Annotated in this window: 1 pseudogene; it reads left to right on the top strand. The window is 61.4% G+C overall.

Features of this window, described 5'->3' with window-relative positions:
• Positions 1 to 249: pseudogene (locus tag GWC77_RS28980) on the top strand (IS4 family transposase); the annotation flags it as partial.

Genomic DNA, 249 nt, shown 5'->3' with positions numbered 1-249 from the left:
GGCTTATCGGTTCTTCGCGCAGGACAAGCTGGAATGGACCGATGTCATGGAGCCGCACTGGCAGAGCTCGACCGAGCGGATGCGGGCATGCGAGGTGGTGCTGTGCTTGGATGACACGACCGAGCTGAACTTTAACGGGCAGCAGATCGCTGGACTGGGGCCGTTGTCGTATGAAGCACAGCGCGGCATGTACGTTCACGCGACCTACGCGGTCACGCCACAGCGTGAACCGTTGGGCGTGCTCAATGC

Source organism: Paraburkholderia sp. NMBU_R16, assembly GCF_013282575.1.
Classification (GTDB): Bacteria; Pseudomonadota; Gammaproteobacteria; order Burkholderiales; family Burkholderiaceae; genus Trinickia.
This window is presented reverse-complemented; position numbering and strand designations above follow the sequence as displayed.